We start from the raw sequence: 22,335 nt of genomic DNA, 5'->3' as shown, positions 1-22,335 counted from the left end.
CGGCCTACTTCAGGAAGTCGGGGACATCCAGGTCATCCGAGCGGCTGCCGGTGAGGTCCGGTTCCACCACGGAGGGAAGGTCCACGTCGAAGCCGGAGTCGGCAGGGACGGCCGCCGGGCGCTGCTGTCCCCAGTTGCTGAGCCCTGCTGCGCCTACGCCCGCGTGGACGGGCTGGACGTGCACCTGGTGGTTTCCGGCGGAGGGTGCCTGCGACGGAGCGGGGGCCGCTGCCGGGGCGGCGGGCCGCTGGGGCGCAACCTGGGGCTGTGACTGGTCCATGGACGGCGAGGTGGCCTTGACGTCGTCGAAACCGGCAGCAATGACCGTTACGCGGGCCTCGTCGCCGAGGGCGTCGTCGATCACGGCACCGAAGATGATGTTCGCCTCGGGGTGGGCGACCTCCTGGACCAGGCGCGCGGCTTCGTTGATCTCGAACAGGCCGAGGTCGGAACCGCCCTGGATGGACAGCAGGACGCCGTGGGCACCATCGATGGAAGCTTCCAGCAGCGGTGAGGCGATGGCAAGCTCGGCTGCCTTGACGGCGCGGTCTTCACCCCGGGCGGAGCCGATGCCCATCAGCGCGGAACCGGCACCCTGCATGACCGACTTCACGTCGGCGAAGTCGAGGTTGATCAGGCCCGGGGTGGTGATGAGGTCCGTGATGCCCTGGACACCCGAGAGGAGCACCTGGTCTGCTGAACGGAAGGCGTCCAGGACGGACACGTTGCGGTCGCTGATGGACAGGAGCCGGTCGTTGGGGATCACGATGAGGGTGTCCACCTCGTCCCGGAGGGCGTCGATGCCGGCCTCTGCGGAACCGGCGCGGCGGCGGCCCTCGAACGTGAAGGGACGGGTGACCACGCCAATGGTCAGCGCTCCCAGGGACCGGGCGATGCGGGCGACGACGGGTGCGCCGCCGGTGCCCGTGCCGCCGCCCTCGCCGGCGGTGACGAAGACCATGTCCGCGCCGCGGAGCACTTCCTCGATCTCGTCAGCGTGGTCTTCGGCGGCCTGCTTGCCGACCTCGGGGTTGGCGCCTGCACCGAGCCCGCGGGTCAGCTCGCGTCCGACGTCGAGCTTCACGTCCGCGTCGCTCATGAGCAGGGCCTGGGCGTCGGTATTGATGGCGATGAATTCAACACCGCGGAGGCCGACCTCGATCATGCGGTTGACTGCGTTCACGCCACCGCCGCCGATGCCGACGACTTTGATGACGGCCAAGTAATTCTGCGGAGCTGCCACGTTACGTGTCCCTTGTTCGTGTCTTATTGCGAAAACTGATGGAGAGCTTGAAGCCTGTAACCTTAACCTTCGAGTTGAAGGTTATAGTTATGTCAAGTAACTCATGTCTGTGACGGTATTTCCTATGGTTGCCACATTCAATAACCGGCTCCGCGTGTCGGATTAATACCGGAAAGAAACCCGTCAGCGCGTCACCGGGTGCCGGGGCACGCTGACGTCGTAAACCTTGACCGGGTTCTTGGGATCAGCAGGAACTTTTAGGAGTGCGGCCAGGACTTTGGCCTTGAGCTCCTTCTCCCCCGCGTTGCCCCAGATGATGGTTTGGCCGTCCACCAGCTTGAGTTCCACCGCGTCCACCGACTGCGCGGAGGCGTTGGAAAGCCTGGCGAGGACGTCGGCAGGCAGGGCGCCGAGGACGGCGGCTGTTGCACGGAAGAGATCCTGGCCGATGGTTCCCGCTCCGCCGTCGATGACGGGCAGGGAGACGGACGCGGGATCGGCGGTGGCAGCGAGCTGCACGCCCTCGACGTCCACGAGCTGGTACTGCTCTCCCTGTTTGACCAGGGCCACCGGCACCCGTTCCCGGACCTGCACGGCCAGCCCTGAGGGCGGCCGGGCTTCAGCGGAGACTGACTTGACCTGGACCAGGGGCTCCAGCAGCCTGGCCACCTCGTCGTCACTGATCTGCGGCAGGGGCTTCCCCCGCAGGGGCTCAAGTGCGGATTCCACTTGGGCGGGTGTCAGGAGGCGGGTCCCTGATACGGAGATGGTGTCAACGGCCAGGACCGGCGAGAAAATGGCCGCCGCCAGGAGGCCCGCCACAAGGGCGACGAGCGTGGCGCCCACGGCGAGGATATTGCGCTTGCGGCGCTTGCCCTTCGGCTCCGGAAAAGCCACCACGTTCTCCGCGGCTGCCGCTGGCGGCTCCGCTTTCCTGCCCCTGCCCAGGCCGGGAATGCCGGCCAGCTTCGGCTTTGCCGGCTCCTTGGCTTTGGCACCGCCCGCGGGAGCCGGCTCCGGAACGCTCCGGGAGGCTGAGATGACGTCGTCCGCGGCGGGTGCCGTACTTCCACCGGCGCCGGCGTCTCCAGCGGTGCCGCCGGACCGGCCCGGGCGGCCTTTGGAGGTGTAGGTGGGGCGGCGGGTGCTAGCCACGCAGGGCCTCGACGATCTGCGGCCCGTACGCCGTGACATCGCCGGCGCCGGCCGTCAGCACAATGTCCCCGGGCTCGGCTGCGGCCGTCAGTGCGGCGACGGCGTCGCGGGCGGCCACCAGGCGTCCTCCGTGGTCCAGGTGGTCGGCGATGAGCTGGCTGGTCACGCCCGGAATGGGATCTTCGCGGGCGGGATAGATATCCAGCACCAGGGCGGTGTCTGCGAGGTTGAGCGCCCCGGCGAACTCCTGCGCGAACTCGCGGGTGCGGGAGAACAGGTGGGGCTGGAAGAGGACGTGCACCTTGTGCGTGCCGGCCACCGAACGTGCCGCGGCGAGGGCGGCCCGGACTTCAGTCGGGTGGTGGGCGTAGTCATCGAACACGCGGATCCCGCAGGCCTCGCCTTTGAGCTCGAAGCGGCGGGAGGCGCCGGAAAAGTGCGCCAGGGCGGCCGCGGCCGCTGCGGGGTCGACTCCAAGTTCAAGCGCGACGGCGAACGCGGCCGCGGCGTTCAGCGCGTTGTGGCGCCCGGGCACCTGCAGCGCCAGCGGAAAACGTCCGGAGGCCGTGGAGACCGCTACGTCACCGGGACCGCCGTCGTGCAGCACGAGGTCCACACCCTCACTGGTTCCATAGAGCACCACGCGGGTGTTGCCCCTGGTCCGCGTCCGTTCGGCGAGGGCCAGCGCACCGGCGTCGTCCGCGCACGCAACCAGCACGCCGTCCGCTGGAAGCAGCGCGGTAAACCTGTCAAAGGATTCGTAAACGGCCTCGGCCGTCCCGTAGTGGTCAAGGTGGTCCGGTTCAACGTTGGTGACCACGGCGATCCTGGGCCGGTAGTTGAGGAAGGAGCCGTCGGATTCGTCAGCCTCGGCCACGAAGATTCCGGAACTCCCGTGCGCCGCGTTGACCCCAAGGGCTGGAACATTGGCGCCAATGGCGAAGGAAGGGTCCAGTCCGGCGCCCTGCAGCAGGACCGTGACCATGGACGTGGTGGTGGACTTGCCGTGAGTGCCTGCCACGGTGACCACCGTGTCGCCGCCCATGGTGGCGGCCAGGGCCTCGGACCGGTGCAGCACCGGCAGCCCCGCTTCCCTGGCGGCAACAACTTCGGGGTTGTCCGGGCGGATGGCGGATCCTGCCACCACCGTCTGGGCATCGCCCAGGTTGGCGGAGGCATATCCGACGGCGATGCGGGCACCCGCGGCGGCAAGGTCCGCCATCACCGGCAGGTCCTTCGCGTCGGAGCCGCTGACGGGAACGCCGCGGGCGACCATGATCCGGGCCACGGCCGACATTCCGACGCCTCCGATTCCGACGAAGTGGACGCGGCCCAGGGATTCGAGGCTGGGGACGGTGGCGTGGTTCATGATGCTGCTGCTTCCAGGATGAGGTCGGCCATGCGCTGATCGGCATTTCGGATACCAAGCCGGTAGGAACTGCCGGCCATGGCCGCAAGCCGCTCCTGGTCCGTGGCGAGCGGGATCAGTTCCCTGTCCACCCATTCGGGGGTGAAGTCGCGGTCATTCACCAGCAGGGCGCCCCCGGCAGCCACCAGTCCCGCAGCGTTCAGGGCCTGCTCGCCGTTGCCGATGGGCAGCGGCACCAGCACAGCGGGAACGCCGACGGCGGCAACCTCGCAGACGGTGGCCGCGCCGGAGCGGGCAAGCAGTACGTCCGCCGCCGCATAGGCGAGCTCCATGCCGTCGACGTACTCCACCTGCCGGTAGTCCTTGGCGGCCAGCGGCAGGCCGTCAGCGCCCATGACAGCCTTGCCGCGTCCGGTGATGTGCAGGGTCTGGATACCGGCTGCGGACAGCCGGTCAACGGCGGCGGCAATGGTGCGGTTAATGCTCTGGGCGCCGGAGGATCCTCCGGTGACGATCAGCGAGGGCTTTGCGGGATCCAGTCCGAGGGCCGCGCGGGCAGCGGTGCGCGCTGCTGCCCTGTCCAGGCCCGAGATCTCGGTGCGCATGGGCATTCCCACGTGCATGGCGTGGCGGAGGGGGGTGTTGGCGAAGGCTACCGCGACGCGGCGGGTCATCAGGGCACCCACCCTGTTCGCGAGTCCGGGACGCGCGTTCGCTTCATGGATCACAATGGGGATCCGGCGCTTGCGGGCGGCCAGGTACATGGGCGTGCATACATAGCCGCCCACCCCCACGAGGACATCGGCGGCCGCTGTGTCCAGGATTGTTCCGGCCTGGCGTACCGCCCCGGCCAGCCTGGCGGGGAGCCGGAGCAGGTCCGCTGAAGGCCGCCGCGGGAACGGCACCCGATCGATGGTTGCCAGTTCCACCCCGGCGGCGGGAACCAGCCTGGTTTCCATCCCGGACGGCGTGCCTACGGCAAGGATGGCGGCGTCCGGGGAGGCATTCCGGAGTGCCGCGGCGATGGCGAGCAGCGGGCTGATGTGTCCGGCAGTGCCGCCGCCGGCCAGGACGATGGACGGGGTTTTGGTGGTCATGGAGGGCTAGGTACGCTTTCTTGCAGTTTTCTTCCGGTCCGCGTTTTTCCGCGCCGGCTTGGCCTTGAACTTGAGCATCCGCTTGGGCCGGATCGCCGGGGCCATCTGTTCCCTGGCCAGGGAAAGCACAACACCGATGGCGCAGAGCGACATCAGCAGTGCCGAGCCGCCATAGGAGATGAAGGGCAGCGGCACGCCGATGACGGGCATCAGGCCGGTCACCACGGACATGTTCACGGTGGCCTGGCCCAGCAGCCACACCATGATGGTGCCGGCGAGGACACGGTGGAACATGTCCTCCTGGGCCACTACCACGCGGTAGATTGCCGCTCCCAGGATGGCGAAAAGGATCAGGACGACGACGGTCCCCACCAGTCCGAGTTCCTCGCCGATGATCGCGAAGATGAAGTCGTTGTGGGCTTCGGGGATCCAGCTGTACTTTTGCCGGCTTTGTCCCAGCCCGACGCCGAACCATCCGCCGGAGGCGAGCCCGTAGAGGCCGTTGGTTGCCTGGTAGTTGGCGTCAATGCCGTCGGCACAGGACTGCCCGGTCCACCATGAGGTGATGCGGCACATGCGGTTGGAGCTGGTCACGGCCATGACGGCCGTTCCGGCGGCGGCGGCCAGGCCAGCGATGCCGAACAGGTAGAGCGGTGCCCCGGCGAAGAAGAGCGCGGCGGCCGTGACCATCATGATGATCATGGCCGTTCCAAGGTCGTTCCCCACCAGGACCAGTCCAACGATGATGATGGCCATGGGGACGGCCGGGACCGCGACGTGCTGCCAGCGGCTGAGCAGCTTCCCCTTCCGGGCCAGGACGGTGGCCATCCACAGCGCGAGTGCCAGCTTGGACGCTTCGGACGGCTGGAAGGTGATCCCGCCAAGGTCGATCCAGTTCTTGTTGCCGTTGACCTCCGCGCCAACGAGCTGGACCAGGCCAAGGAGGACAACGGCGGCGATAATGGCGGGCCATGCGAGGCGCTTGAGCCACACCACGTTGATCCTGGAGAGCACGAACATGGTGAAGATGCCGATAGCCGCGAACATGCCCTGCTTCAGGGCATCCCCGTACGGCGACTTGCCGGCGGCGATCGATTCCACGCTGGAGGCGGAGAGGACCATCATGATGCCGATTGCCGTCAGTGCGAGGGTGGATCCCAGGATGAGGTAATACGTGGAGCCGTTCCTGGACGTTCCGGTCCCCTCCAGCGCCGACCAGAATTTGCGGTAGGCGGCCCGCAGGCGGGTGCCGGCAGCGGCCGGGGGCCGGACTGGTGATGCGGAGGAGCCGGGACGCGGCTTGCCTGCCTGCTTCCGGGCGGGCGGTCGTGTGGGCGTGCTGACCATTGTTACTCCTCGCCGGTCTGGGCCTGCCCTTCCACCAGCTCGCGGACAGCTTCGATGAAAGTGTCACCACGGTGAGCGTAGGAAGAGAACTGATCCATGGAAGCAGCTGCCGGAGCCATCAGCACAGTATCGCCGGACCCGGCCAGCTGGGCTGCTGACGCAACTGCGCGGGACATGACGGCTTTCCCGGCGGCGGGAGAACCGGCCTCTGTGCCGTCTGTTGCAGCAGTCTGCACCTGTTCAGTTTCACCCGGGGCCGTCCCGATTACGGGGACATCGGGCGCGTGTCGCCGGAGGGCATCGGCCAGCGCTGAGGAATCAGTTCCGATGAGCACCACGGCCTTGAGCCGCTGGGCGTGTTCCCGCACCAGGTCGTCATAGGTCACTCCTTTGGAGAGTCCTCCGGCGATCCAGATGACGTTGCTGAAGGCTGCCAGGGAGGCCGAAGCCGCGTGCGGGTTGGTCGCTTTGGAGTCGTTGATCCACAGGACTCCGTTGTGGCGGGCTACCGGCTGGATGCGGTGGTCCCCCGGCACATAGTCCTGGATCCCCTGCCGGACAGCCTTGGGTTCGATGCCGTAGGCACGTACCAGTCCTGCGGCCGCCAGGGCGTTGGCCACCATGTGCCGGGGCGCCAGCGCGCCGAGGTCGGTCATGGCGGCAAGTTCCGCGGCGCTGTTTTGGCGCTCTTCGATGAACGCCCGGTCCACCAAAAGCCCTTCCACAACCCCGAGCATGCTGACGGCGGGGGTGACGGTGGTGAATCCGACGGCGCGGCAGCCTTCCACCACGTCGGCGTTTTCCACCATCCGCTCGGTTTCGATCTGCTCCGCGTTGTAGAGGCAGGCCTTTTGGGTGCGTTCATAGACCTTGGCCTTGTCCGCGAGGTACGAATCGTAGGATCCATGCCAGTCGACGTGGTCCTCCGCAACGTTCAGGCAGACACTGGCCACAGGCGAGAGGGATTCGGACCAGTGCAGCTGGAAACTGGAAAGCTCCACGGCCAGCACGTCGTACTCCACCGGATCCCGGAGCGCATCCAGGATGGGCGTACCCACGTTTCCTACGGCCAGCGCCTTCAGCCCCGCCGCCCGCAGCATTGATTCCGTGAGCCCCACCGTGGTGGTTTTTCCGTTGGTTCCGGTGATGGCAAGCCAGTCCGCGGTCTTGCGGCCTTCCCGCACGCGCACCCGCCAGGCCAGCTCAACATCTCCCCATACCGGAATGTGGGCCCGTGCGGCCGCAGCCAGCAGGGCCTGGTCCGGCCGCCACCCCGGCGACGTGACAATCAGTTCCGGCAGCTCGCCGTCGATCCTGGGAATGCGCGTGACTGCGTCCTCGCCCAGCAGGACGTCCGCAGCACCGACAATTTTCAGGGTGTCGGCGTGGGCTTTCGCCGTGTCGCTGGTGGCGGCGTCCACAACCACCACACGGGCGCCGAGTTCGATCAGGGTGTCCGCAGCGGCGAAGCCCGAGACCCCGATGCCGGTGACAACCACCCGCAGTCCGGACCAGTCGGAGTCCCAGCTCACGAGATTCTGGAGGCGTGGGGAAACGGTCACAACAGCACGACCCATTCAGCGTAGAAGATTCCCAGGCCCACGGCGACGAAGAGTCCGCCGAGGATCCAGAAGCGGACCACCACCGTCACTTCCGCCCAGCCCTGGAGTTCAAAGTGGTGCTGCAAAGGCGCCATCTTGAAGACGCGTTTGCCCCCGGTGGCTTTGAAGTAGCCCACCTGGATGATGACGGACAGTGTGATCAGGACGAACAGCCCGCCGATGATGCCCAGCAGCAGCTCGGTCCTGGAAAGGATGGCGAAGCCCGCGATGGCACCGCCGATGGCCAGCGAGCCGGTGTCGCCCATAAAGATCTTCGCCGGAGAGGTGTTCCACCAGAGGAAGCCCACCAGGGCCGCGCTCATGATGGCTGCCAGCAGGGCGAGGTCCAGGGGGTCCCGGACCAGGTAGCAGCCGCTGCCAGCCTCGCGGGGGGAACCGCAGGCCTGGTTGCTCTGCCAGATTCCCATGAGGGTGTAGGCGCCGAACACCATCACCGAGGCCCCGGCCGCCAGCCCGTCAAGGCCGTCGGTGAGGTTCACGCCGTTGGTGGCAGCGGTAACGATCAGGTTGGACCAGATGACGAAGAGGATGGCCCCCAGCACCGTCCCGCCGAAAGCCAGGTCCAGCCACGGCAGGTCCCGCACCAGGGAGATCTTGGTGGAAGCCGGCGTGAGGCCGGTTTCATCCGGAAAGTTCAGGGCGAGGATGGCGAACATAATGCCGACGGCGGCCTGCAGGATCAGCTTGGCCTTGGCGTCGAGGCCCAGGCTGCGCTGGCGCGAAATCTTGATGAAGTCGTCCAGGAACCCCACAAGGCCCATGCCGACCATCAGGAACAGCAGGATGAGGGCAGATGCCGAGGGGCCCGGGGAAGCCGGGTTCACCATCAGCATGATGAGGTGGGTCAGCCCATAGCTCAAGAGCACGGCAGCAACCACCACGGTCCCGCCCATGGTGGGCGTTCCACGTTTTGTGTGGTGGGAGGTGGGCCCGTCGTCGCGGATGAACTGTCCGTACCCGCGGCGCACCAGGAGCCGGATGAAGAGCGGCGTGCCCACCAGCGCGAACAGCAGGGCCAGTCCGGCGCCGATCAAAAGTGCAATCACAGCAGAGTGCTCCTTTCATCGGCGGGTTGCGGGGTTTGTCGGGGTAATGCTATCCGATCGCCCAAGTGGCGAAGTCCAACGCTGTTGGACGATTTGAACAGCACCAGGTCGCCGGGTTCCAGTTCGGCGTCCAGCAGTTCGAAGGCTTCGTCGGCGGTCTCGGCGAAGACGCACTCGTCCCCCCAGGAGCCCTCCTGGACGGCGGAGACGTAGAGCGCGCGGGCTTCCCTGCCCACCACCACCAGCCGGGAGATATTGAGCCGGACCACCTGGGTGCCCACGGCCGTGTGCTCGCGGATGGAGTCCTCGCCGAGCTCCAGCATGGCGCCCAGGACTGCCCAGGTGCGCCTGCCCTGCCCAAGGTCGGCGAGCGTGCGCAGCGCGGCACGCATGGATTCCGGGTTGGCGTTGTAGGCATCGTTGATGATGGTTACGCCGTCCGCGCGTTCCGTGCGCTCCATCCGCCACCGGCTCGCGGCCGCCTGGCTGCTGAGCGCCGCGGCGATGTCTGCGCCGGGAATACCTGCTGCCCACGCGGCTGCTGCCGCTGCCAGCAGGTTGCCCGTGTGATGGGCGCCGATCAGCCGGCTCCTCACGTGGTGTGGCGTGTCTTCTCCGGGGAGGAGGAGGTCGAATTCGGGGTTGCCGCCAGTGTTGGTGTCCGCGTTGAGTGCCTGCACGGCGGCGTCGGGCCGCCCTTCTGCGGAGAAGCCGACAACGGAGGCAACGGTGCGTGCGCGCATGGCCGCCACCCGGTCGTCGTCGAGGTTGATGACAGCGGTTCCGGAGGCTGCAAGGCCTTCCACCATTTCGCCTTTGGCCAGGGCGATGTTGTCCACTCCCCCGAATTCGCCCGCGTGGGCAGTTCCCACGCCAAGCACCACACCGATGTCCGGCTTGACCATGTCTGCGAGGTAGCTGATGTGGCCGATGCCTGTGGCGCCCATCTCGATGACCAGGTACCGGGTGTCGGTTCCGGCGGTGAAGACCGTAAGGGGCACCCCGATCTCGCCGTTGTAGGAACCGCGCGGGGCCACCGTGTTGCCGTGCAGGGCGAAGATCCCTGCGAGCAGGTCCTTGGTGGTGGTCTTCCCCGCCGAGCCGGTGATGCCGATGACTGTCAGCTCGTCGTGTGCTTCCGCACGGGCGGCGCGGATCCTGCGGACGGCCTCCGCAGCGAGTGCGCCCATGGCCAGTACGGCATCAGGAACAACGATGGAAGGGTACGGGGTGCCGTCAGGGCCGGTCACGGGGCGCTCCACGAGGGCCAGCGTGGCACCCGCGGCAAAGGCATCCGCTGTGAAGTCGTGTCCGTCAGCGTACTCGCCGGGTTTCGCCACGTAGAGCGACCCCTGCGTGGCTTCGCGGGAATCCGTGACCACCGAAAGAGGCGTGATTCCGGGATCGGCGTCCAGGCGCCCTTTGGTGATATCGGCAATTTCCGCCGCAGTAAATGCAATCATCTCGGTCTAGGACTCTATCCGGTCGTCTTGGAGAACGTTGAATCCCCTGGCTGTCAAGGCGCTGCGCAGCTCAACCCTGTCGTCGAGGGCGAGGTTCACGCCTTTCACTTCCTGCCACACCTCGTGGCCGCGGCCGGCCACCAGGATGGTGTCGTGCGGCCGGGCGAGTTCCACGGCGCGTTGAATGGCCGTGTCGCGGGGGAACACCTCCAGCACCGTGCAGGGCAGCTTTTCCTTTTCCTTGGCCTCCCTGGCCCCTGCAAGGACATCGGCGCGAATGGCCGCCGCGTCCTCGTCGTGGGGGTCGTCGTCGGTGATGATCACCGTGTCGGCAAGCCGGGCGGCGATGGCGCCCATGGCCGGCCGTTTGCCCTGGTCCCGCTGGCCTGTCGCACCAAACACAACGATCAGCCGGGACCCCGGTTCCGGCGACCGGACAGCTTCGAGTGCCCGGGCCAGCGCGTCGGTGTTGTGGGCGAAATCCACGACGGCGGCCGGCTGTTCGGAGACCAGCTGCATCCGTCCCGGTACGGCCACCGTAAAGGGATCGCCGGCGTCGAGGGCAGCCTGCAGCGTGGCGGCGTCCACGCCGCCGGCGAGCACCATTACTGCCGCCAGGGCAGCGTTGGCGACGTTGAAGCTTCCGGGAAGCCCCGTGTGGACGCGCAGGACGGTACCGCCGGGGCCGCTGAGCGTGAACTCCGTGCCCAGCCCGCGGGGCACGGTTTCCGAAACGGTCCAGTCGGCTGGGTTATCCCGGGAGGTGCTGAGGGTGGCGACCGGCACCCCGGCGCTGCCGGCAAGGCGGCGGCCCCATTCGTCGTCGACAGTCACTACGGCCTTCCGCGCACGGGCTGGCGTGAAGAGCTCCGCCTTCGTGGCGAAATAGTCCTCCATGGTGTGGTGCAGGTCCAGGTGGTCCTGGGTGAGGTTGGTGAAGCCCGCTACGTCGAAGAGCACGCCGTCCACCCGCTGGTAGGAAATCGCGTGGGACGAGACTTCCATCGCCGCCGCGTTGATGGCTTTTTCCTGCATGAGCGCCAGCAGCCCGTGGACTTCCGGGGACTCCGGAGTGGTGAGGAGGCTGGGGATGGGGTCTCCACCGGCCAGGATCTCTATGGTGCCGATCAGGCCGGTCTTTTTGCCAAGCGAACGCAGCAGCGAGGTAATGAAGTAGGTGGTGGTGGTCTTGCCGTTGGTGCCTGTCACGCCGAACAGCTGCGGGGACGTGTCCTGCCCGCTGCGGTAGATCATGGCGGAGAGCGGGCCCACCACGTTCCGGGGGGCGTCAACCACCAGCACAGGGACCGCGGTGTCGGAGGAGAGGGCAAGCAGGCGGGCTCCGGCCTCGTCCGTCAGGACGGCCGCCGCTCCCGCTTCAATGGCCTGGGCGGCGAAGTCGGCGCCGTGCCGGACAGCGCCGGGCAGGGCCACGTACAGGTCGCCGGGTTCCACGGTGCGGGAGTTCAGCGAGATGCCTGTCACGGCCACGTCCGCCGAGGCCCCCGGGATGACGACGCCGACAGCGTCACCAATGCTTTCCAGCCGGACCGCCTCCACAGCGGAGGGGCGGAAGCGTGCCTGGCTGCCCTGTCCCTGCGGGGCAAGTCCCTGAGGGGCAGGGCGCTGATCGGACGCGTTGAACTCTGACAAGGGATCTCCGATGGTGCTAGTGGACCGTGCCCGGCGTGGACCAGCCGAAGCAGCCGGGGCTGCTGCGGCTGCTGCCGGAGAATTACTTGGCGAACTGGGCCAGCCTGGCCGGTTCACCCGTGGACGGCTGGACGTTGTAGGTCCGCAGTGCCTGGCTCATGACCGACCGGAAGACCGGCCCGTTGGTAATCCCGTAGATGCTGCCCTTGGGCCGCTGGAGTACCACCTCAACAATAAACCGCGGATCATCCATGGGTGCCATGCCCACGATCGAGGCGGTGTAGCCGCAAAAGCCGGACTTGCCGTCGTCGCACGGGGACTCCGACGTGCCGGTCTTTGCCCCCACCCGGTAGCCGTCGATGCCGGCGTCCTTGATCTGGCCCTCCGTCACTGCGCTCTCCAGGATGTCCTGCACCTGCTGGGCGGTACCCTCCGACACGATCTGGCGTGGTTCCGCCGGCGCAACCTTTTCCTCGGTTCCGTCCGCGGAAACGTACGCGTCGATGAGGCGCGGCTGCAGCATCACGCCGTTGTTGGCGATGGACTGGAATGCTCGCACGGTCTGCAGGGTGGACTGGGAGACTCCCTGGCCGAACAGGACCGTGAATTCCTGCCTGCCGTCCCACTGCTGCCACGGCGTAAGTATCCCGGAGGCCGTGGCGGGCAGGCCAATGTCCGGAGCTTCGCCGATGCCGAACTTCTTCAGCCATTCGTAGCGCTGTTCCTTGCTCAGCCGCTGCCCGGCCATGACGGTTCCGGTGTTCATCGAGTAGCCCAGGATGCCGGCGAGCGTCCGCTCTTCCGTCCCATGCGCAAAGGAGTCACTGAAGGTCTGGCCGTTTACCGTGTAGGTCGGGTCCAGGGTGAATTCGTCGAGCGGGCCTGCCTTGCCCTCTTCAATCAAAGCGGCCACGGTCATCATCTTCTGCACCGAGCCGGGTTCGTAGGCTGCGGTGACAGAGCGGACACCGCGGTCCTTAGCTGCCACCCTGCCGGGATCGTTCGGGTCCGGCGCGTTGGTGTCCGCCATGGCCACCAGGTCCCCGGTCTTTGCGTCCATCACGATGATGGAGCCCCACTCGGCATTCAGTTTCTCCGTCTGGCTTTGGATAGCCTGCTGCGCGAAGTACTGGAGGTCCGAGTTAAGGGTGAGCTTGACGTCCTTGCCGTCCTCCGGCGGGGTGAGTTCATCCACGCCGACAGGTATGCGCAGGCCGTCCGCGCCGATCTCGAACAGCCTCTTGCCGTCCGCACCCTTCAGGAGTCCATCCTGGGTCTGCTCGATCCCCGCCTGGCCGGTGGTGCCGTCCTGGAGGAAACCGATGATGCCGCCCGCCACAGATCCGTTCGGGTAGACACGCTTGCTGACGCCCTCGGTCACGATGCCGGGAATCTGGAGCTGCGAGATGCGGTCCTCAACATCGGGCTTCACGTCCTTGGCCACAATGTAATAGGGCTGCTGCCCGGTGACGGCCTCGCGGATCGCGTCTTTTTCCATGCCGAGGGCGGCCGCCAGTTCCGTCAGCCCCTGCTCCCGGCTGACGTCCACCAGCTTCTCCTTGGCGTCGTCCAGGCGCTTGAACGTCTCCGTTTTGGTGTTGACGCGCTGGTCCACCACCACGTTGTAGCGGATCACGCTGTTGGCGAGCACGGTACCCCGGGAGTCCAGGATGCTTCCGCGTTCTGCCGGCAGGACGGTTTGCTTCATTCGGCTGTTCAGGGCGGCCTCGGCCATGCCGCCGACGTCCAGTCCCTGCACCAGGAAGAGCTTGCCGCCCACCACCAGCAGGAGCGTCAGCATGATGCCGAGGCCCAGGCGCAAGCGCTTGGTGGCGTTGGGTACCCTGCTGTTGTTTGCCTTGCCGGTCCTCTGCGCCACCGTGATAATCCTTGCTGTTCGACCCTGCTGCCTGCCAGACCTGCCGTCTTACTGTCCGGGCACCTTTTGTTCCGGTGCGGGGACGGATCCCCCGTTCAGCTCAACGGCGGCCGCGGCGGCGGCCGTTGCAGCTGCAGCTGCGGCTGCAGCAGCGGGATCACCGGCTGCCGGGGCCGCAGCGCCCGGTGTTGCCGTGCCGGACGCAGCAGCACCGGCTGCTTCGCCGTCCTGGGCGGCTGGAGCCGCCGCTTCGGCCGGCTTGCGGCTTGCCAGCGGTTCGCCCTTGGTTGCCGGCGGGACGACGATCAACTGTCCAGCCACGGCTGGGGCGGGGATGACAGCCCCTTCCGCGCCTCCCTTGACGGCGGGCGTCGCCTTGCCGGTGACAGAAAGGGTGGACAGATCGATCTGGCCTTTGACGGTGGAGGCCACCATTCCCAGTTCCTTGGCTTTCGCGGCCAGGTTCTGGGGTGCTTCAAAGTTCTGCACCTGCTGGGTGAGGTCCTGGTTCTGCTTGGTCAAGGTACTCTGCTTGGCCCGCAGTTCCACCAGCTGGTACTGGGCGGTGGACACCGAGATGTTCAGCACCAGTACGGCAATAAGGGCCAGTGCAAGCATGGCGAAGCACAGCACCACAAACGGTGCCCGGCGCTTGCGGGGTACCGTGCGTACCACCGACAGCGGAGTCCGGGACTTCCGGCCGTCGTCGGAGGTGCGTGCGGGAAGATTCCTGCCGGCCGCCGAACTGCCGGAAGCGACGGGAAAGTTCTTGACGGCAGCGGTGCTCATGCAGCTCTCCTGGCTCTGATTCGTTCCGCCGCGCGCAGTCTTGCAGAGGCAGCACGCGGGTTTTCGGCGATTTCGACGGCGGTGGGCACCTCGGTGCCTTTGGTGAGGGTTTTCAGTTCGGCCTTATGCTCTTCCAGCTCCACAGGGAATCCGAGCGGGGCCGACGATTTGGACCGTGCCTGCAGGACGCTCTTGACGATCTTGTCCTCCAGCGAGTGGTAGGACATGACAACAATCCGTCCTCCCATGGCCAGGGAGTCCACTGCGGCCGGAACAGCACGCTCCAGGACGTCGAGTTCTTCGTTGACCTCGATCCTGAGAGCCTGGAAAGTCCGCTTGGCGGGGTGCCCGCCAGACTTTGCCGCGGACGCCGGAACCACCGACCGGATCTGTTCCACAAGCTCTCCGGTTGTGGCGAAGGGCTTGGCGGCCCGTGCTGCAACAATCCTGTTTGCGATCCGGCCCGCGAACTTTTCCTCGCCCCACTTCCGGATGATCCTGACGAGTTCCTCTTCGGAGTAGTTGTTTACGACGTCCGCCGCGGTCTGGCCGCGGCTGGTGTCCATCCGCATGTCAAGGGGGGCGTCAAAGGAGTAGGCGAACCCGCGTTCGCGTTCGTCGAGCTGGAGCGAGGAGACACCGAGGTCCATCAGGATGCCGTGGACCTCGGGGACGCCAAGGTCAGCCAGGACATCCTGGATCTCGTCGTAAACGGCGTGTACCAGATCGGTGCGGGCGGCGAACGGGGCCAGCCGCTCGCCGGCAAGCGCAAGCGCTTCTTCATCGCGGTCGATGCCAATGAGGTGCAGGTCCGGAAAACGCTGCAGCATGGCCTCGGAATGGCCGCCCATGCCCAGGGTCGCGTCAACGGCTACCGGGGTTTCTCCGCGCAGCCTGGCTGCCTCGAATCCTGGTGCCAACAAATTGATGCACCGGTCCCGAAGGACCGGCACATGGCGTTCGGACGTGGGCTTCGGGTGTTCGTTCATGCCTCGTCCTTTCTCGCCGTCGGGTGTTGCCTTTGGTGCTTCTGGAACCAGATCCCCATCCGCGCCTATCGTCCGCCAGCCTGGCTCCGGGGAAGTGAGCCAGGATGGCCAGCCGATGGGCGGCTGGAGATCTCATCCAAGAAACTGCCTGCTGTCCCCCCGGTCAGAGAATGCCCGGAATGGGGTCATCAGTCTCAGAGAAGGCTGTTTCCTTCTCTGCGAGGTAGTCGCTCCAAGCCTGGGCGTCCCAGATCTCGGCGCGTGAGCCGGCGCCGATGACGGCAAGCTCCCTGCCGAGGCCTGCATACTCCCGGAGCGCCGGTGGAATAGTCACGCGCCCCTGCTTGTCAGGTACCTCGTCCGAGGCTCCAGAGAGAAAAACGCGGATGTAGTCCCGCGCCTGCTTGGAGGAAATTGGTGCCTCCCGCATTTGCTCGTGGACCCGCGCAAATTCCTTCTCGCTGAAGACGTAGATGCAACGTTCCTGGCCCCTTGTGAGCACCAGCCCGCTGGCGAGTTCCTCACGGAACTTGGCGGGGAGGATAATCCGTCCCTTTTCATCCAGACGCGGCGAGTGAGTGCCAAGAAACACTGGCCCACCGCCTGTCCATGTCAGGAACTGCACATCCCCTATGTTGCAACTACCCTCTTATGTCCTCCACATTACTCCACTTTCCCCCACAGTCAACGCAAACAGGGCTGCCGGACCTCCACTTCATGGGAAAAGAACGGTGAACTGGCGCGGATTTAGGCGCGGTGGTGGAAAGTGGAGGAATTCTGCTGCCTGGCGATTCCCCTGGTGCGGAAAGCGGGTGCCGGCTGGGCAGCTGACGCGGGGACTTTCCCGCCTGATCGCCAGCACATCAGGGGTGTTTCGACGAAGGCCGCGTTAAACGCGAAAAGACCCGCCATTGGCGGGTCTTTTCACAATGACTCCCTAAGGGAGGGAAGTGGGGATGCCGTCACGGCAGCGCCCGATGGGTTCAGGGTTCGCCCCTGCGCCTTTCATCCCAGCGCTCCTCGAGGCTGCTCATGAAGGAGTTCTTCTGCTTACCGGGCTTTCGGTTGCCTGCCTTGGATCCCGGCTTCGCGGCCGCGCTGCTGCGCATGGTGGCGAAATAGACGCCGCCCCCCATCACTATGAAGCCCAACACTCCAACGAAGATATTTTGGAGAGTGACACCCACGAGCAACAGGAAGACGCCAGCCAAGGCGCAGAGGACGCCAATCACCACGTGCCTCGTGGACCATGAACGCCCTGGGTCTGAACCCATGGAATTTGCGAACTTCGGGTCGTCCTCGTGAAGCTGCTTCTCCAGCTGCTCAAGCAGCTTCTGTTCGTGCTCCGACAGCGGCATCACGACCTCCTTTTGTAGGCCAACGTCCGGGCTGATCCCAGCCACTACTTCTGCTCCGTTAACGGCTGTTGTGCCTTAGAGGTTCCCGCCCTGCCCACATTGGCAAGAGTCGGTAACCAGGCACGCGGCCGCAGGAGCGGGAGCATGTCCAAGAGGGTCCGGCAGTAAGTCCAGTCACTCAAAAACTATGTACATCTAAGGATAGTTTGTTGAGGGCCGTTCTGAAAGACGGCAATGACTTAACGACGAGCCCCTGACCGCCGCAACCGGGGCCTTATCCAGGGCCGGCTCCTGGCTCCATCAGGCGGGCAGGAAGGACGGATTTGCTGCCGAACTTGCGCGCCACCTCATCGAGGGCCTGTTCCGCCGCACGCCAGTTCTCATCCCGCCGGTCGATGCTCAGCTGCAGCGAGGTGCGGGCTGCATCTTCCAGCTGTTCGGCGCGTACGCCCACAAGCCGCACGGTCATGGCCCTCTCCCCTACCGACTCCAGCAGCTGAAGTGCCACCGAATAGATCAGCTGGGCGCTGTCCACCGGGGTGTGTACCGTCCGGCTGCGCGTGATGGTTGAGAAATCGGCAAACCGTAATTTCAGCGCGATGGTCCGGGCCACCATCCCGGAGCTTCGCAGGCGCGAGGCCGTCCGGTGGGAGAGCCGCAGGAGTTCGCGGTGGAGCAGGGCGTCGTCCGCCGTGTCGACGGCAAAGGTCTCCTCGGCGCCGATGCTCTTTTCCAGCCGGACCGGAGTCACTGCACGGTGGTCTATACCCCAGGACAGCTGGTGGACATGCTCTCCCGTGGCACCCAGCATCCTCTTAAGGGTGGCCACCGGCGTTGCTGCGACATCGGCGACCGTCCTGATGCCCATCTTTGCCAGTACATCCGCCGTTTTGGCTCCTACGCCCCACAGCGCCCCAACCGGCAGGCTATGGAGGTAGGGAACGGTTTCGTCAGGGCCAATCAGGAGAAGTCCGTCCGGCTTGCAGCGTGTTGACGCAATCTTGGCCACGAACTTTGATTCCGCTATCCCCACCGACGCGGTGATGCCCAGCTCCGAGGCTACCTGGCGCCGGATCATCTCACCGATGCCCCGTGGTGGCCCAAGGCGGCGGATGGCGCCAGTGACGTCGAGGAACGCCTCGTCGACGCTGAGGGGTTCCACGAGTTCCGTGATGGACCCGAAAATAGCCATCAGCTGGGCTGAGACCTCGTAGTACAGCTTGTGGCGCGGTTCGATGATGACCGCCTGCGGACACATCCGGGACGCCACGGCCATCGGCATGGCCGATTTCACTCCGAACGCACGGGCCTCGTAGGAGGCAGAGAGGACTACGGAACGGTCCGCGGGGAAGCCGACAATGACGGGCCTGCCGCGCAGCTCAGGGCGCGTCCGCAGCTCGACAGATACGTAAAAGGCATCCATGTCCACGTGCATGATGCATTTGCGCCTGCGTCCCGGAAGCAGCGCTCCGGGTGGCTGGTTCTTACCGTCGGGCCCCACGGCTGCAATCCTAGCCGTTTTGTACTGACTAAACTGAAGGCTGAATCCGGCATCAACACCAGGAGGAAAGTCCCTGTGACGGTCTTTGGAAACCTCAAGCCAGCAGGCACGGCAGCTCTCGCTGCAGGCGCAGCCCTGGCCCTTGCAGCCTGCAGTCCAACTCCGTCAGCAAGCCCGGACCCTTCGGCCTCCGCCCCGGCGCCGGCGGCTTCCGAGTCCACCATTACTGCTTCCCCGAGCCCTTCGGCTACGCCCAACACCTCCGCCACGGTTGGCGCCCTCGTGTCTGGGTTCCCCCAGCAGCTCCTTCCCCTGATGCCGGGCGCCACCGTTGTCTCAAGCAGTTTCGATAAAGCATCCACCCCCGCAACTGCCGCGCTGGTGGGGACCGTTGCGGCCCCCACCGCAGCAGTCCTCGACTTCTACGTCAAGGCGCTTGAAGGGCAGGGCTTCAAGGCCGTACCCGGCGAGGCCGTGGGGGCAGTGGCTTCCAGGGACTTCGTCCGGGGTGATACCGAGACTGTTAACATCTCCGTTGTTGAAGCAGCGGGAGTTTCCACTTTCACCATCGGCGCCAACGTGCCAGCTGAGTCAGCCAAGTGACGGCGGCCGAGCAGCTCAGGCATGAACAGGCAGACTTCGTGGCGGCGGTGGCCGGCGAGCTGACCGGGTTCCTTGCCTCGCGGCAGTCAGTCATGTCCTCCATTTCCCCGGACATTGATCCAATCATGGGTTCAATCTCCAACCTGGTCACCGGCGGCAAGCGCCTGCGGGCCCTGATGTGCTACTGGGGCTGGCGGGGAGCCGGCGGAGAACCGGCAGCCCGGCAGGTGGTCACTGCAGGCGCCGCCCTCGAGTTGTTCCAGGCCGCTGCACTGATCCACGACGACATCATCGACCGTTCCGATACCAGGCGGGGCGGACCCAGCGTCCACCGCCGGTTCAGCGATCTGCACGGCTCACAAGGCTGGGCGCTGGACAGCGAGCGTTTCGGGCAGGCCGCGGCCATACTGGCGGGAGATCTTTGCCTGTCCTTCAGCGAGGAAGCCTTCACGGACATTGGCGAGCGGGCAGCTGCGGGCAGCAGGGCAAGGCTGATCTTCAACCTCATGCGGGCTGAAGTGATGGCAGGCCAGTATCTGGACATCCTGGAAGAAGTGGCCGGGCCCGCGAGGGACCGCGCAGGCGCAGTTTCGCGGGCGCAGTCCATCATCCGTTTCAAGTCCGCCAAGTACTCCACGGAACATCCGCTGGCACTTGGAGGAGCCCTCGCGGGAGCGTCCGATGACCTGCTCCGTGGCTACTCGGCGTTTGCACTGCCCCTGGGGGAAGCGTTCCAGCTCCGGGATGACGTGCTCGGCGTGTTTGGTGACCCGCTGACAACCGGCAAGCCGGCCGGCGACGACCTGAGGGAGGGGAAGCGCACTGTACTGGTTGCCTTGGCCATGGACCAGGCAACGGCTGGCGAGGCGGCCTTCATCGACGCCAGGCTTGGGAGCCCGGACCTCTCGGAAGAAGACATCAACGAGCTCCGGCGGATCATTGAGGAGTCCGGGGCGCTGGCGGCCACCGAGGTCCTCATCAACGAATTCGGTGCCGCCGCGTTCGAGGCCCTGGAGGCACTCCCCCTGGTCGAGCTGCCAAAGACTGCCCTTCGGAGGCTGGCTGAAGCGACTGTCAGCCGGGCCTCCTAGCGGCTTGCGGCCGGCCGGCGAAGTGCCGTGCCGCAATTACCGGGCGGGTGCCCGGATTCACGATTGCCTGGAATTACCAGGCGAGCGTCTGGGCCCTTCGACGTATTTCTGTTTTCCGGCCCTCACGCAGGGCATCAATGGGGCGTCCGCGCAATGACTCATCCGGGGTAAAGAGCCATACGATCAGGTCCTCGTCCGAATATCCGGCGTCGGACAGGACAACAATTGTTCCCTTGAGGCTGTCCACCACCTGGCCGTCCTGGAGAAATTCCGCGGGCACCGACCTGATTCTCCGGTCACCAACCCGCAGCGCCGCCAGGGCTCGTTCATCAAGCAGGCTGTGCACCTTTGTGATGGAAACATCCAGTAAACGGGCGACGTCGGGCAGGGGCAACCATTCGCCCACAAGGTTTTCTACGTTACTCACGGATCAAGGTTGCCACGGCGTGCGCCCCGTCGCCTAGTTGATGCATTCAGCGGGTATCCATTGATCTGCGGACACTCCCGAAATTATTCCTTGCAGCAGTTCCCGGAATTCTTGTGCTAATCAACAATCCGTGAGAGATTCTCATTGACCACATTTGTAACAGTATTAACAGCAGTAACAGTAGTATCGGAAACAGCGGCATCCCCGCCCGCGCCCGCAGTTGAGAAGAGGATTCTTTCCATGACGATGTCCCGCTCGCACAAGCAGCCCCCCAAGCCGAGCCTTCCTATGCTCGCCGCAACGACGGCAGCGCTGCCAGCGGTTGTACTGTCATCCCTGGCCCTGGCCCAGCCCGCTGCTGCCGAGCAGCCCGTCCGCTCCATCCCGGGCACCCTTGCAGCGGCCATGAAAGCCCAGGCCGCGCAGGCGACCGCGGCAGTGATCCCGGCGTCGTCCGTTTCGACGGCCATCCCCGCTGCGTTCAAGCCGGCACAGCCGCAGGCGCCGGCGGAGTACACAATTGCCCGCGGCGACACGATCAGCGCCATTGCAGGCAAATTCGGGCTGGACACCGCTGAGGTCCTGAAGCTGAACAACCTGCAGGCGAACACCATCATTTACCCCGGCCAGAAGATCAAGCTTTCCGGTTCGGCCGGTGCGCCGGCAGCACCCTCCGCCGCGCCCGCTCCTGCCGCTCCCGCAGCCGCACCTGCCAGCGGAGCCACCTACACGGTGAAGCCCGGTGACACGCTGGGTGCCATCGCCGCCCGGCACAACGTAGGCCTGTCCGATGTGTTCTCGTGGAACAACCTCAACATGCGCTCCATCATCTACCCGGGACAAAAGATCAAGGTGGGTGCCGGCGATGCGGCTCCCGCGCCCGCCGCGGCTCCTTCCGGGGGCGGGCTTGCCTCAACGTCGGCTCCCGCCGCGCCCGCGGCTCCGGTTTCCGGCTCCTACACCGTCAAAGCCGGAGACACGCTCTCCGCGATTGCGTCCCGGCACGGCGTCAAGCTCTCCGAGCTGCTGTCCGCCAACCGCCTGGCCATGACCAGTGTCATCTACCCGGGAAACAAGCTGGCCATCCCGGGGGCCAACGGCCAGGCCGCGGCGCCGCAGCCGGCCGCCTCGGTCACCCCGCTGGTTCCGAGCTCTTTCCTGGGATTCAGCTACCCTGCCGCAGTGGTTAGCTCTGCCAACGAGAACAAGGCGTTGCTGAACGCCTCTCCTGTGCCTTCCCGCGCCGAAATGCGGAACATCGTGGCGGACACCGCCCGCCGCATGGGCGTGGAACCTTCCCTGGCCCTTGCGTTCGCGCACCAGGAATCCGGGTTCGACCAGCGGGCAGTGTCCCCGGCAAACGCCATCGGAACCATGCAGGTCATCCCTACCTCCGGCCAGTGGGCATCGGACCTGGTGGGACGCAAGCTGAACCTGCTGGACCCCTATGACAACGCCACGGCCGGCGTGGCAATCATCCGCCAGCTCCTGGCCACCAGCAAGGACAAGGACACGGCTATCGCAGGCTACTACCAGGGCCAGTACTCGGTGAGCAAGTACGGTATGTACGACGACACCAAGGCCTATGTCGCAGCCATCAAGGCACACCAGAAAAACTTCGGCTGAGCTGCCGGAACACCAGGCGCCCTGTAGCGGCGGGGCATTCGGCGCGGGTCCGGACCGGTATTGGTTCGGGCCCGTTC

The 22,335-nt window shown here is 65.9% G+C and carries 19 protein-coding genes; 3 read left to right on the top strand and 16 right to left on the bottom strand.

Translation table 11 applies throughout. The features are described 5' to 3' along the window. Window positions 1-4: 4 nt before the first annotated feature. The 15 genes from ftsZ to dinB form a co-directional block, all read right to left on the bottom strand. Window positions 5-1,243, bottom strand: a complete 1,239-nt coding sequence (ftsZ, locus tag ABRP28_RS03505) for a cell division protein FtsZ (protein ID WP_350002201.1) — start codon at window positions 1,241-1,243, stop codon at window positions 5-7. Window positions 1,244-1,426: 183 nt separating this feature from the next. Further along, a complete protein-coding gene (locus ABRP28_RS03500; protein WP_350002200.1) occupies window positions 1,427-2,398 on the bottom strand; it encodes a cell division protein FtsQ/DivIB in 972 nt (323 codons plus the stop codon). Beyond that, on the bottom strand, window positions 2,391-3,767 hold the full coding sequence (murC, locus tag ABRP28_RS03495) for a UDP-N-acetylmuramate--L-alanine ligase (RefSeq protein ID WP_350002199.1): 1,377 nt from the start codon (window positions 3,765-3,767) through the stop codon (window positions 2,391-2,393). Before murC ends, ABRP28_RS03500 begins: the two co-directional genes overlap by 8 nt. Continuing rightward, window positions 3,764-4,864 carry an undecaprenyldiphospho-muramoylpentapeptide beta-N-acetylglucosaminyltransferase gene (murG, locus tag ABRP28_RS03490; protein WP_350002198.1) on the bottom strand — a complete coding sequence of 367 codons (1,101 nt, stop codon included), beginning with the start codon at window positions 4,862-4,864 and terminating at the stop codon, window positions 3,764-3,766. Before murG ends, murC begins: the two co-directional genes overlap by 4 nt. Before the next feature lie 6 nt (window positions 4,865-4,870). After that, on the bottom strand, window positions 4,871-6,211 hold the full coding sequence (ftsW, locus tag ABRP28_RS03485) for a putative lipid II flippase FtsW (protein WP_350002197.1): 1,341 nt from the start codon (window positions 6,209-6,211) through the stop codon (window positions 4,871-4,873). A gap of 2 nt (window positions 6,212-6,213) precedes the next feature. Further along, complete coding sequence (gene murD, locus ABRP28_RS03480; RefSeq protein ID WP_350002196.1) at window positions 6,214-7,788, bottom strand: UDP-N-acetylmuramoyl-L-alanine--D-glutamate ligase; 1,575 nt, start codon at window positions 7,786-7,788, stop codon at window positions 6,214-6,216. After that, complete coding sequence (mraY, locus tag ABRP28_RS03475) at window positions 7,770-8,879, bottom strand: phospho-N-acetylmuramoyl-pentapeptide-transferase (RefSeq protein WP_350002195.1); 1,110 nt, start codon at window positions 8,877-8,879, stop codon at window positions 7,770-7,772. The genes murD and mraY overlap by 19 nt, the downstream gene beginning before the upstream one ends. Then, window positions 8,876-10,342 carry a UDP-N-acetylmuramoyl-tripeptide--D-alanyl-D-alanine ligase gene (murF, locus tag ABRP28_RS03470; protein WP_350002194.1) on the bottom strand — a complete coding sequence of 489 codons (1,467 nt, stop codon included), beginning with the start codon at window positions 10,340-10,342 and terminating at the stop codon, window positions 8,876-8,878. The genes mraY and murF overlap by 4 nt, the downstream gene beginning before the upstream one ends. Before the next feature lie 6 nt (window positions 10,343-10,348). Then, window positions 10,349-11,995: a UDP-N-acetylmuramoyl-L-alanyl-D-glutamate--2,6-diaminopimelate ligase gene (locus ABRP28_RS03465; RefSeq protein ID WP_350002193.1), complete on the bottom strand. Its 1,647-nt coding sequence runs from the start codon at window positions 11,993-11,995 to the stop codon at window positions 10,349-10,351. Window positions 11,996-12,077: 82 nt separating this feature from the next. Continuing rightward, entirely contained in the window at window positions 12,078-13,874 is a 1,797-nt protein-coding gene (locus ABRP28_RS03460) for a penicillin-binding protein 2 (protein WP_350002192.1), read from the bottom strand. 48 nt (window positions 13,875-13,922) lie between these two features. Then, window positions 13,923-14,663, bottom strand: a complete 741-nt coding sequence (locus ABRP28_RS03455) for a hypothetical protein (RefSeq protein ID WP_350002191.1) — start codon at window positions 14,661-14,663, stop codon at window positions 13,923-13,925. After that, on the bottom strand, window positions 14,660-15,652 hold the full coding sequence (gene rsmH / locus ABRP28_RS03450; RefSeq protein WP_350002190.1) for a 16S rRNA (cytosine(1402)-N(4))-methyltransferase RsmH: 993 nt from the start codon (window positions 15,650-15,652) through the stop codon (window positions 14,660-14,662). Before rsmH ends, ABRP28_RS03455 begins: the two co-directional genes overlap by 4 nt. Window positions 15,653-15,815: 163 nt before the next feature. Continuing rightward, entirely contained in the window at window positions 15,816-16,244 is a 429-nt protein-coding gene (gene mraZ / locus ABRP28_RS03445) for a division/cell wall cluster transcriptional repressor MraZ (RefSeq protein ID WP_350002189.1), read from the bottom strand. A 391-nt stretch (window positions 16,245-16,635) separates the two neighbouring features. Beyond that, complete coding sequence (locus ABRP28_RS03440; RefSeq protein ID WP_350002188.1) at window positions 16,636-17,010, bottom strand: DUF3040 domain-containing protein; 375 nt, start codon at window positions 17,008-17,010, stop codon at window positions 16,636-16,638. Between the two features lie 274 nt (window positions 17,011-17,284). Continuing rightward, the gene (gene dinB, locus ABRP28_RS03435; protein WP_350002187.1) at window positions 17,285-18,511 is read right to left on the bottom strand and encodes a DNA polymerase IV; all 1,227 of its coding nucleotides are present in this window, start codon (window positions 18,509-18,511) and stop codon (window positions 17,285-17,287) included. A 75-nt stretch (window positions 18,512-18,586) separates the two neighbouring features. Here dinB and ABRP28_RS03430 point away from each other — a divergent pair, with 75 nt between their 5' ends. Then, a complete protein-coding gene (locus ABRP28_RS03430; protein ID WP_350002186.1) occupies window positions 18,587-19,114 on the top strand; it encodes a hypothetical protein in 528 nt (175 codons plus the stop codon). Continuing rightward, entirely contained in the window at window positions 19,111-20,205 is a 1,095-nt protein-coding gene (locus tag ABRP28_RS03425) for a polyprenyl synthetase family protein (RefSeq protein WP_350002185.1), read from the top strand. Before ABRP28_RS03430 ends, ABRP28_RS03425 begins: the two co-directional genes overlap by 4 nt. Window positions 20,206-20,278: 73 nt before the next feature. On the opposite strand, the gene ABRP28_RS03420 is transcribed toward ABRP28_RS03425, so the two are convergent. Beyond that, complete coding sequence (locus tag ABRP28_RS03420; protein ID WP_350002184.1) at window positions 20,279-20,632, bottom strand: Rv2175c family DNA-binding protein; 354 nt, start codon at window positions 20,630-20,632, stop codon at window positions 20,279-20,281. 240 nt (window positions 20,633-20,872) lie between these two features. Here ABRP28_RS03420 and ABRP28_RS03415 point away from each other — a divergent pair, with 240 nt between their 5' ends. Next, window positions 20,873-22,258 carry a LysM peptidoglycan-binding domain-containing protein gene (locus ABRP28_RS03415; RefSeq protein ID WP_350002183.1) on the top strand — a complete coding sequence of 462 codons (1,386 nt, stop codon included), beginning with the start codon at window positions 20,873-20,875 and terminating at the stop codon, window positions 22,256-22,258. Window positions 22,259-22,335: the final 77 nt, after the last annotated feature.

The sequence above is a fragment of the Pseudarthrobacter sp. WHRI 8279 genome (assembly GCF_040224115.2).
In the GTDB taxonomy this organism is placed as follows: domain Bacteria; phylum Actinomycetota; class Actinomycetes; order Actinomycetales; family Micrococcaceae; genus Arthrobacter.
Note: the sequence above shows the minus strand (reverse complement) of the source record. Positions and strands in the feature narration are given on the sequence as shown.

Excerpts from the sequence above, each read along its gene's own strand:
- murC (WP_350002199.1), bottom strand. The coding sequence starts at position 3,767 with ATGAACCACGCCACCGTCCCCAGCCTCGAATCCCTGGGCCGCGTCCAC.
- murG (WP_350002198.1), bottom strand. The coding sequence starts at position 4,864 with ATGACCACCAAAACCCCGTCCATCGTCCTGGCCGGCGGCGGCACTGCC.
- ftsW (WP_350002197.1), bottom strand. The coding sequence starts at position 6,211 with ATGGTCAGCACGCCCACACGACCGCCCGCCCGGAAGCAGGCAGGCAAG.
- murD (WP_350002196.1), bottom strand. The coding sequence starts at position 7,788 with ATGGGTCGTGCTGTTGTGACCGTTTCCCCACGCCTCCAGAATCTCGTG.
- murF (WP_350002194.1), bottom strand. The coding sequence starts at position 10,342 with ATGATTGCATTTACTGCGGCGGAAATTGCCGATATCACCAAAGGGCGC.
- ABRP28_RS03455 (WP_350002191.1), bottom strand. The coding sequence starts at position 14,663 with ATGAGCACCGCTGCCGTCAAGAACTTTCCCGTCGCTTCCGGCAGTTCG.
- rsmH (WP_350002190.1), bottom strand. The coding sequence starts at position 15,652 with ATGAACGAACACCCGAAGCCCACGTCCGAACGCCATGTGCCGGTCCTT.
- ABRP28_RS03440 (WP_350002188.1), bottom strand. The coding sequence starts at position 17,010 with ATGCCGCTGTCGGAGCACGAACAGAAGCTGCTTGAGCAGCTGGAGAAG.
- ABRP28_RS03415 (WP_350002183.1), top strand. The coding sequence starts at position 20,873 with ATGACGATGTCCCGCTCGCACAAGCAGCCCCCCAAGCCGAGCCTTCCT.